Annotated in this window: 9 protein-coding genes; 4 read left to right on the plus strand and 5 right to left on the minus strand. The window is 58.3% G+C overall.

Features of this window, described 5'->3' with window-relative positions; genetic code table 11:
• The first annotated feature begins 24 nt into the window (after positions 1–24).
• Complete coding sequence (locus WA411_RS02625) at positions 25–1308, plus strand: sensor domain-containing diguanylate cyclase (protein WP_291904935.1); 1284 nt, start codon at positions 25–27, stop codon at positions 1306–1308.
• Positions 1309–1369: 61 nt separating this feature from the next.
• Positions 1370–1741 carry a VOC family protein gene (locus WA411_RS02630; protein ID WP_069182428.1) on the plus strand — a complete coding sequence of 124 codons (372 nt, stop codon included), beginning with the start codon at positions 1370–1372 and terminating at the stop codon, positions 1739–1741.
• Here the strand turns inward: WA411_RS02630 and WA411_RS02635 are convergent, their stop codons facing one another.
• Both WA411_RS02635 and WA411_RS02640 read right to left on the minus strand, forming a co-directional pair.
• On the minus strand, positions 1742–4003 hold the full coding sequence (locus WA411_RS02635) for an ATP-dependent DNA helicase (RefSeq protein WP_291904930.1): 2262 nt from the start codon (positions 4001–4003) through the stop codon (positions 1742–1744).
• Positions 4000–5709, minus strand: coding sequence for a VRR-NUC domain-containing protein (locus WA411_RS02640; protein WP_291904927.1), 1710 nt, complete (start codon positions 5707–5709; stop codon positions 4000–4002). The genes WA411_RS02635 and WA411_RS02640 overlap by 4 nt, the downstream gene beginning before the upstream one ends.
• A gap of 105 nt (positions 5710–5814) precedes the next feature.
• Here WA411_RS02640 and folM point away from each other — a divergent pair, with 105 nt between their 5' ends.
• A complete protein-coding gene (folM, locus tag WA411_RS02645; protein WP_291904924.1) occupies positions 5815–6522 on the plus strand; it encodes a dihydromonapterin reductase in 708 nt (235 codons plus the stop codon).
• Between the two features lie 5 nt (positions 6523–6527).
• Here folM and WA411_RS02650 read toward each other — a convergent pair whose 3' ends face one another.
• Entirely contained in the window at positions 6528–6968 is a 441-nt protein-coding gene (locus tag WA411_RS02650) for a DUF4864 domain-containing protein (protein WP_069182423.1), read from the minus strand.
• A gap of 69 nt (positions 6969–7037) precedes the next feature.
• Positions 7038–7283, minus strand: coding sequence for a hypothetical protein (locus WA411_RS02655; protein ID WP_291904921.1), 246 nt, complete (start codon positions 7281–7283; stop codon positions 7038–7040).
• A 77-nt stretch (positions 7284–7360) separates the two neighbouring features.
• On the opposite strand from WA411_RS02655, the gene WA411_RS02660 reads away from it, so the two are divergent.
• A complete protein-coding gene (locus WA411_RS02660) occupies positions 7361–7651 on the plus strand; it encodes a DUF6482 family protein (RefSeq protein WP_069182422.1) in 291 nt (96 codons plus the stop codon).
• 19 nt (positions 7652–7670) lie between these two features.
• On the opposite strand, the gene WA411_RS02665 is transcribed toward WA411_RS02660, so the two are convergent.
• Positions 7671–8456 (minus strand): SDR family NAD(P)-dependent oxidoreductase, encoded by a 786-nt coding sequence (locus tag WA411_RS02665; RefSeq protein WP_069182421.1) that lies wholly within the window; start codon positions 8454–8456, stop codon positions 7671–7673.
• Between the last annotated feature and the right edge of the window lie 100 nt (positions 8457–8556).

Genomic DNA, 8556 nt, shown 5'->3' on the forward strand with positions numbered 1-8556 from the left:
CGCGGCCTTCGTGTGAGGGATCACATGCATCTGTCTGCAGAAACAAGGCTCAATGCCATTCTCGATGGTACTGGCGCGGGTACCTGGGAATACAATCTGGACACCGGCGAAATTATCTTCAACGAACGCTGGGCCAGTATGCTCGGCTATACCCTGGAAGAGCTTGAACCTCTATCCTTCGAGACGTGGGAGCGCCTCAGTCATCCCAGCGATGTCGAATCAGCGCACGAGGCTCTCAATGCTTACCTTAACCGGGAGGCCACCAAGTTCGAGTGCGTAGTTCGCATGCTTCACAAGGACGGTGACTGGCGTTACATCCACACCCGCGGAACCCTGTTCAACAATGACCAGACGGCAGAAAGCCGTTGGCTGATGGGTACGCATCTTGATGTCACGGAAGAGAAAGTTTCCCAGCACCAGCTGCAGCAGCTTGCCGAATCTCTCCCCGGGGTCATATATACCTTTACTCTCAATAAAGATGGCAGTTTTCACTTCCCCTATATGAGCCGCAAGGCCAAGGATTTCTATGGCGTAACGGCCGCGGAAACCCAGACCAACCCGGAACGGATGTTCGAAACCATTCACCCAGAGGATGTCGCAAAAGTTCACGAGACTATCGAACTCTCCCGCAAGACGCTAAGCGAATGGGTTTGTGAATACCGCATCATCAAAGATGGCCAGACCCAATGGTTGCGAGGGGTTTCCCAGCCGGAGAGAAATCCCGACGGTAGTACTACCTGGCATGGCGTTATTACGGATATCGACGACCAGAAGCGCCTGGAATTCCAGCTGGAAGCCCTCACGATTACCGATGAACTGACAGGACTCTACAACCGGAGATACCTGCTCAGAAAACTTGAGGAACTGGCTGACCAATCCGCCCGCTACAACCATCCGTTCTCGTTGCTTTCCCTGGACATCGATTTCTTCAAAAGCGTCAACGATTCCTGGGGCCATCTCACCGGCGATAAGGTATTGCGCACGGTGGCCAATCTGATCGAAACGCGGACTCGCAAAACCGACATTGTTGCACGCACCGGAGGCGAAGAGTTTATCGTTCTGATGCCTCACACCACCTTGAGTGATGCCTGCCAGGTTGCCGAATCCCTACGTATCGGTATGGAGACAGAGAGTTTTCTCAGTGAAGATGACACCCCCTTCAACGTTACCTTGAGTGCCGGGGTCGTATGCTGGGACCAAAGCATAAACGGTGTGCGGGATCTGCTGTCCGCATGCGACCAGTTGCTTTACCAGGCAAAACGGGCAGGCAGAAATCAGGTCGTCGTCAGCGAAATCGGCGCTGAATAGAGCTGACAGCCAAAAAACAGCGTATTCTGGCGTTCGACAACAACCCGAATGGAGAAAAAGCATGATCGGATACGTCACCCTTGGCGTCAGTGATATGGAACGGGCAAAGGCATTCTATGCGGAACTGTTGAGCGACCAGGGAGCGAGGCTGCTGCTGGATATGGGGCGTATCGCCTTTATCGGTAAGAGCATGAAAGCGCCCATGATCGCGGTTTGCGTTCCCTTCAATGAAGAACCCAACCATCCCGGCAACGGCAACATGGTTGCCCTGCCTGCGGAGTCGAAAGAAGGTGTGGATGCCTTGTACAAGAAAGCCATCGAGCTGGGTGCCACCTGCGACGGTGAGCCGGGGCAACGGATTCCCAACCAGTTCTACGGCGCCTACGTGAAGGACCCCGACGGTAACAAGCTGGCGTTTTTTGTATTCGGTTAACTACTCTGCTGCGTTGAACCACCAGCGCGGCAACAGCCGATGGGTGGCCGGCTTCAAAAACCGGTCATCGATCAGCCAGATCACACCCCGGTCCTCCGGGGTGCGAATCACCCGACCGGCCGCCTGGGCCACTTTCTGCAAGCCCGGAATCAGATAGGTGTAGTCATAACCGGCGCCAAAGCGCTGTTCGAGTCGAGCCTTGAGAATGTCGTGCCAGGCATCAAACGGTGGCAAGCCCAGGGTCGCAACAAACGCCCCGATGAGCTGATCCCCGGGCAAATCGATGCCTTCGCTGAACACCCCACCCAGAACAGCGAACGCCACGCTGCCACCCGGCTCCCTGAAACCTGCCAGAAACTCAGCTCTCTGTTGCGGCGACATGCCCGGCGCCTGTGCCCGCTGGGGAATATCCGGCGCCTGCCGGGCCAGGGCATCACTAACCTGCTGCGCGTACTTGAAGCTGCTGAAAAACGCCAGGTAATGCCCGGGCCGCTCCGTGAACTGCCGGGCGATCAGCTCGGCGATGGGTTTGAGTGATGCCTCCCGATGAACCTGGCGCGTGCTGATTTCCGGCGTGAAGTGCACCTGCAACTGGTCTGCGCTGAACGGACTGGGTAGCGTGGTAAAACGCGAATCCTCAGGCAGCCCGAGCAAATCCCGGTAGTAAACACCGGGACTCAGGGTGGCGGAAAAAAGCAGAACTGAATGCGCTGCCTCGAACCGCTCCCGCAGGAAATCCGCCGGAATCAAATTCTGGATCGTCAGGCTGGCCCGCCCCCGACCAGCGCGCTGAAATTCACACAGGGAATGATCACCGAAGGCGTCCGCCAGCTTCATGAAAGCCACGCTTTCGAACAAGAGTTCCTGCAATGCCAGATCCGGGGGATTATCGGCCAGGTAATCAGTCAGATTCGAAACCATCGACTGCAGGGCACCGAGCAACTGGGCCGGCAATGTTGCCAGGAACTCCAGGCGTTCAGAGTCTGCCTGATGATCGCGGATCAGGCTCTGCCAGGCCCGTGCGGTCCGGTCGATGGCGGATTTCAGCGGTTTTGGCGCGGTCTTTTTGATCCTCAGCAAGCGCTGCTGATCCAGCCGGACCGAATACATGCCTCGGCCCCGATCCACGAGGTTGTGGGCTTCATCTAACAGCACGCTGGCCTTCAAGTTGTTCTGGCGAATCAAACCATGGAGCAGGGCGGATTGGTCGAACAGGCGGTTCACGTCACCGATCACCACATCGCTCCACCGGGCCATTTCCTGGGCGAGGAAGTAGGGGCAGATGTCGTGACCGGCAGCGATCTTCGCCAATGTGTGCTGATCCAGTATCCCTTCGGTCTGGGCCGCTTCCGCCCGGGCATCGGGCAGCCGATCGAAAAATCCTTTGGCCAGTGGGCAGGAATCGCCATGACAGGCTTTGTCCGGATGTTCGCAGGCGTCGTCTTTGGAGACCAGTTCCAGGGTTCTCAGGGGCCAGGTCGGGCCCGCTTGAGCCGAACGCAGGCGAGCCACCGCATCCATGGCCAGCTGACGGGCAGTATTGCGACAGGTGAGATAGAACAGCCGGTCCTGTCCGGCAGAGGCCATGGCCATCAGCGCCGGAAACAGTGTGCCGAGGGTCTTGCCCAGGCCGGTCGGGGCTTCCAGAAGCAGAGTGCCGGACTTTACCGCGTTCTTGTATACCGTCTCCGCCAGCTGGCGTTGCCTGGGACGAAATTCGGGGAAGGGAAAGGCAAGGCCGGCGAGCAGCGCATTGCGCTGTTCGCGGTGATGATCTTCCTGTTCCGCCCAGGCCTTGTATTGACCGCAAAGGGTTTCCAGTTCCTGCCAGAGCTCATCGGCACTGGCGGTCTCCACCACCGGTGTTTCCTTGTCCCTGCCGGTGTCGTAATAGATCAGCGCCAGCTCCAGGGTTTTGACGTTTTCCTGTCGACACAAAAGCGCGCCGTAGGCTCGCAACTGGCCCCGGTGGAGCGCCCTTTGATGCTCGCGGATTCGGGACAGGTCTCCCCGATGGGTCTTGATTTCTTCCAGCCGGCAGCGGTGCGGGTTGTAGATATCGGCGCGCCCGGAAAGCAATAACCCCCGGCATTCACCAGTCAGTAAATACTCGCTTTTATAGCCATAGCCGCGACGGGATTGTATTGCCTGGTGGCCGGCGATGCCCTCTTCGGCACTGGGAGCCGGGGTGTAGCGAAAGTCCAGATCGCCGCTACGGGCGGCAAATTCGCACAGGGTCCGGACGGCTACCTTCACCGTCATTCCAGCACCCCATCCTCTTGCCAGCGCACATAGCAGACACTGGCGGGGATACCCTCAACGGCAAAAAATTCGAGCCAACGTATCTGATGGTCCTGCAGCCGATCGCCCGGCCCTTTCACTTCAACCATTTCGTAACGCTTTTCGGTATCTGTGGCGCCGGGAAAGAAACGAATCAGATCGGGGAAGCCACTGCGATGCTCCCGGATATTCCGTAACAGGCGGCGGAAGAGGGTTTCCAGATCCGCTGCTGGAATGCAGTCCAAGGCCAGGCTGAGGAGTTCCTCGTTGATGACGGGCCAGATCACGAAAGGATTGGTGGTACCCTGTTTCGCCCGGTAATTCGCCAGAATCCGCTCCCGGTAGCTGCCATCGGCCAGCCGAGCGAAGCACTGTTCGAACGCGGCCTGACGGCGGCTGACAAAATCTTCCCGGGTCAGGTCCGCAGGGCCGACATGGAACGGATGGAAAAACGCCCCCGCCACCGGGGCAAAGATGGTTTGCCAGCAGAGCAGGCCAAACAGGCCATTGATCAGGGTGTTTTCCACATAGAACGCAGGCGTCTCTTCCCGATGCAGGTGTTGCTGTACGGCGTATTCAACCGATCCCATTGCCGGCTTCGGCAGGGTAAAGGTGATGTCCCGGATGGCTGGTCGCGCTGGCGGCACTGGTGGTGTCTTGCCAAGCCTGCTTGCGAGCCGTTTCAGGATCCGTGCCAGGCCCTGGGCTTCGGCGTCGCTCAGATCATGGCTCTGCCACTCCGACGCAATGGCCCAGGCTTCCTCGTGGCGTTTCATCCTCTCGAGCAACCGAAGCTGCTTCAGCCGCGCTTCCCGATGGCCGCTGCTGGCGAAGGCATCCGCCGCCAGCTCCCGCTCTCCCTGGCGCTCCGCCTGCCGACCCAATTCCAGCAATAACCGGTCCCGGCGGCTGGTCAACCAGGCATTTTCACAAGGGCCAGGTACGTCGAACCAGACCTCTGCGGCAGGTACGCCTTCATCCAGCCTTTCCCGGCACCGATGCATGGCGAGGTAAAGATCAACCTCGGAACGATGTTGGAACGCCCGGGAATCCGGTGTAAACGAAACTGGTTCGTACTGCTGATGACCCAGTTCCACCAGCACAAAATCCGACCAGCTCTGGCGAAGATTGCCAAAAAACATCAGGCGAACCCGATCAAACAGGGCCATGGTTTTGAGCCGAATCACTGGCCTGGCGTGCTGACCCAGCCAGTCAGCAACGGTTAGAGGGTCGGGAAATTGCGGAAGCAGTGCATCGCGCATCTGGCCTTTGGGCAGGTTGGCAGGCTTTCCGGCCGCCTCCAGCAAAGGCCTCGCAGCAGGCCGCAGCTCTCCCAGGGTAAACAGCCGGAAAAGTTCATCCAGGCTGAGCAGGGGGTCGGTATCCAGCCAGTCCTCACCATCAAGTTCTTCCAGGGCGCGGCTTTCCGGAACGCCCAGCTCCGGGTAATTGAGTTTTTCCGAGCGAAACAGATCGCCTGTGCGCATCACCATGCGGGTCAGCAGAGCCCGCGCCGGCCGGGAAAGGGAATGGAAGCTCGCAAGTCGATCCAGCTCGTCCCCGGTCAGCAAATCGCCGTGGTGGCGCTGTACCCAGCCAAGGAGGGTTTCCATATTTTCGAGGTAGTACAGCGGATTATTGAGATCTGCGGTACCCGGTTGTTTGCTCTGTGGCTTCGCCGATGACATGGCCTGGAGGATCTTCCTTCGAGTTGGTTCCGGAGTATGACGCTACCACGTTGAGCCGGAGACCGGACATTAACGTAAGTCTATGACTGATTACAGGAGAGCATCATGACCGCACCCATTCTGATCACCGGCGCCGGCCAACGAATTGGCCTGGCCTTCGCCAGGGCCTGCCTGGACCGGGACCAGCCCATCATCGTCACCTACCGCACCTATCGACCGGCGATTGATGCACTACAGAAAGCCGGTGCCGAATGTATCCACGCGGACTTTGCCACGAACGATGGTATCGAAGCGTTCATTCAAACTCTGAAATCCCGGACCGACAGCTTGCGTGCGATTATTCACAACGCTTCGGACTGGCTGCCAGAAAGCGAGGATTCAGATCCGGCGGATGTGATGAGCGCGATGATGCAGATTCATGTAACCACGCCCTACCTGATCAACCTTGCCTGCCGGTCGATGCTGGAGCAGGGTGAGTCGACAACCGACATCGTCCATATGACGGACTATGTGGTGGAGAAGGGCAGCGCGAAGCATATCGCCTACGCCGCCAGCAAGGCCGCACTGACCAACCTCACCTTGTCTTTTTCACGGTTACTGGCGCCCAGTGTGAAGGTGAACGCCGTAGCGCCGTCCCTGATCATGTTCAACCAGGGCGACAGCGAGGCTTACCGGGAGAAAACCTTGAAGAAGTCGCTTATGGGCATCGAGCCCGGGCCAGAGGTCGCTGTCGCCACCCTGCAGTTTCTACTGGACAACCCCTACATCACCGGTCGGACGCTACCTTTAGATGGCGGACGGCATCTGGTCTGAGACCATTAAATGCCCAGTTCGGCCGGCTGGAGTCTCACGCCGGCCACCTTCCAGGCACCTTCAGTGAGCACCATCCGGTAATAGGCATCCCAACGCTTGCCCTCCGGCCCCTGCAACCGAACCACCTGGATTTCAAAGGCGCCGTGGGGCACGCGCTGGGTAAATTCGATGGCAGTGGCGTTGTGCACGGCCGGGTAGGCTTCACGAACCATGTCGACAAACACCTGTGACGAGCCGAATCGACGCTTGATGCCCTCGGAGGCGTGAGCCCAGGCCTGTTCCTGATCGTTGTTGGCGAAGGCTTCGATCTGGCGAAGGATGGTGTCTCGAATTTCCGCGTCCTTGTCACTGGCGACGGTCTGTGATGACCCGAAGATGGCCAAGCCCATGAAAGCCAGCAGGACGGGAATCAGCCACTTTCCGAAACGGATATTTTGGTGACCCATGATGGCACCTCGCTATTGTTCATCTTTTAAACAATACGCCCAGATCAGGACTCCGGATTCGCCCACCTGTCAGGGCGTTGAACTCACCGACTCCCACGCTCCGGCCAGATGATCTTCATCAGTGCCCGACGCTTTGGATCCGGGAAGGCGATAGCCGGTCTGCAGCCTCTCCGGGTACACGTACAGATCCTTGATTTCCTGCTCAATCGTCACTTCCACCTGATCCGGTGGAAACAGCATCCGCATGGCCAACAGGTCATAGCAGTCATTCAACTGCTCGTCCACGGCGGTTTTGACCAAATCAATCCTGCTCATGGTTGCTCGTTTTATGACCTGTAACGGAAAGCATTTCGTAGAAGCTCTTACGACAACAAACCTGCGGGAGACTTCCGATGCATATGGACACTGGCGAATTGAAGAAGCACAAGCACGACACCATTTCCTTGCTGGAGATCGTCTCCATGGAGGGGCGCTATTACATGGCGAGGTTCTACCTGGATGGTCAGGGCTACGTACTCACCGACGCCTACGACAAGCCGGTCATGTTTACCGGGGCCTGTGCCGTACGAGAGTACTTCCATGAATATGAAGTTGAGCACACCGATGTGATTCCGCCAACCGGAACCGATGAAATGATCGGCATGCCCGACAGCGGCTCGGAAACCATGCGGGTGCCCCTGTAGGGCCCCGCTTGACGGTCGCTCAGCTTCCAGCGAATGACAGGGAATCCACCAGATCGGCGCCGTTGAAGACCGCGCCGTGAAAATCACTGTCGGGAACCTGATTCAGCGTAAACACCAGCGCACTGGCCGCCTGCTCGGCGGTCAGGCATTCCCCCGCCTCCAGGCGCCCCGCCAGCCACTCTGCGTGCGGCAGGTTCAGGTCACCGGCCTTCTTGATGTGGCTGCGGATGCCCGGCGTATCCACGAGACCCGGTTGGAACAGACTTACAACCGGTCCGTCCGGCATGGTGTCGAATTCCACAGACATCTGGCGCACCAGCCGACGCAACGCCATTTTGCTGATTCCATAGCTCCCGGTTCCGGGCTGTGCGTGCTTGTCCATTCCAGCACCGATCATCACAATCCTCGACGCCGGGTCTCCGCCTTTTAAAAGCGGAAGCAGGGATTGGGTGAGTAACAGGGGCGCAGATACGTTAACGGCCAGGGCTTCCTGAAAATCAATCAGACCAAGGCTGGCGAAATCGGCTGCGGGTTCACCCACACCGGCACAGTAGACAAACGCTGAAAGGTGGTCGACCGCATCACCGACCTGGTGGGCCAGGTTACGAGTACTCTCTGGATCCGCCAGGTCAACTTCAAGGGTCATCAATTCACAGTCAGGCGCTTCAACGCGGACTGTGTCTGCCACGTCCTCCAGCTTTCGCACAGTACGGCCAGCGAGAATCAGGTTATGGCCGCGGGGGGCAAGCTCGAGAGCCAGAGCCCGCCCGATGCCCGAACCGGCGCCGGTGATCAGTGTCCACATAATGCCTCTCTCCTTCGCAGATGGTTCACGACACCGTCTGTCGCAGCGGGCCGCGATAATTTGCGGTGATCAAACGTTTCAGACTGTCCGCATCTGTGGT

The organism is Marinobacter sp. CH_CUG1437-1 (genome assembly GCF_037029655.1).
GTDB lineage: Bacteria > Pseudomonadota > Gammaproteobacteria > Pseudomonadales > Oleiphilaceae > Marinobacter > Marinobacter salsuginis.

Excerpts from the sequence above, each read along its gene's own strand:
- WA411_RS02625 (WP_291904935.1), top strand. The coding sequence starts at position 25 with ATGCATCTGTCTGCAGAAACAAGGCTCAATGCCATTCTCGATGGTACT.
- WA411_RS02630 (WP_069182428.1), top strand. The coding sequence starts at position 1,370 with ATGATCGGATACGTCACCCTTGGCGTCAGTGATATGGAACGGGCAAAG.
- WA411_RS02635 (WP_291904930.1), bottom strand. The coding sequence starts at position 4,003 with ATGACGGTGAAGGTAGCCGTCCGGACCCTGTGCGAATTTGCCGCCCGT.
- WA411_RS02640 (WP_291904927.1), bottom strand. The coding sequence starts at position 5,709 with ATGTCATCGGCGAAGCCACAGAGCAAACAACCGGGTACCGCAGATCTC.
- folM (WP_291904924.1), top strand. The coding sequence starts at position 5,815 with ATGACCGCACCCATTCTGATCACCGGCGCCGGCCAACGAATTGGCCTG.
- WA411_RS02650 (WP_069182423.1), bottom strand. The coding sequence starts at position 6,968 with ATGGGTCACCAAAATATCCGTTTCGGAAAGTGGCTGATTCCCGTCCTG.
- WA411_RS02655 (WP_291904921.1), bottom strand. The coding sequence starts at position 7,283 with ATGAGCAGGATTGATTTGGTCAAAACCGCCGTGGACGAGCAGTTGAAT.
- WA411_RS02660 (WP_069182422.1), top strand. The coding sequence starts at position 7,361 with ATGCATATGGACACTGGCGAATTGAAGAAGCACAAGCACGACACCATT.
- WA411_RS02665 (WP_069182421.1), bottom strand. The coding sequence starts at position 8,456 with ATGTGGACACTGATCACCGGCGCCGGTTCGGGCATCGGGCGGGCTCTG.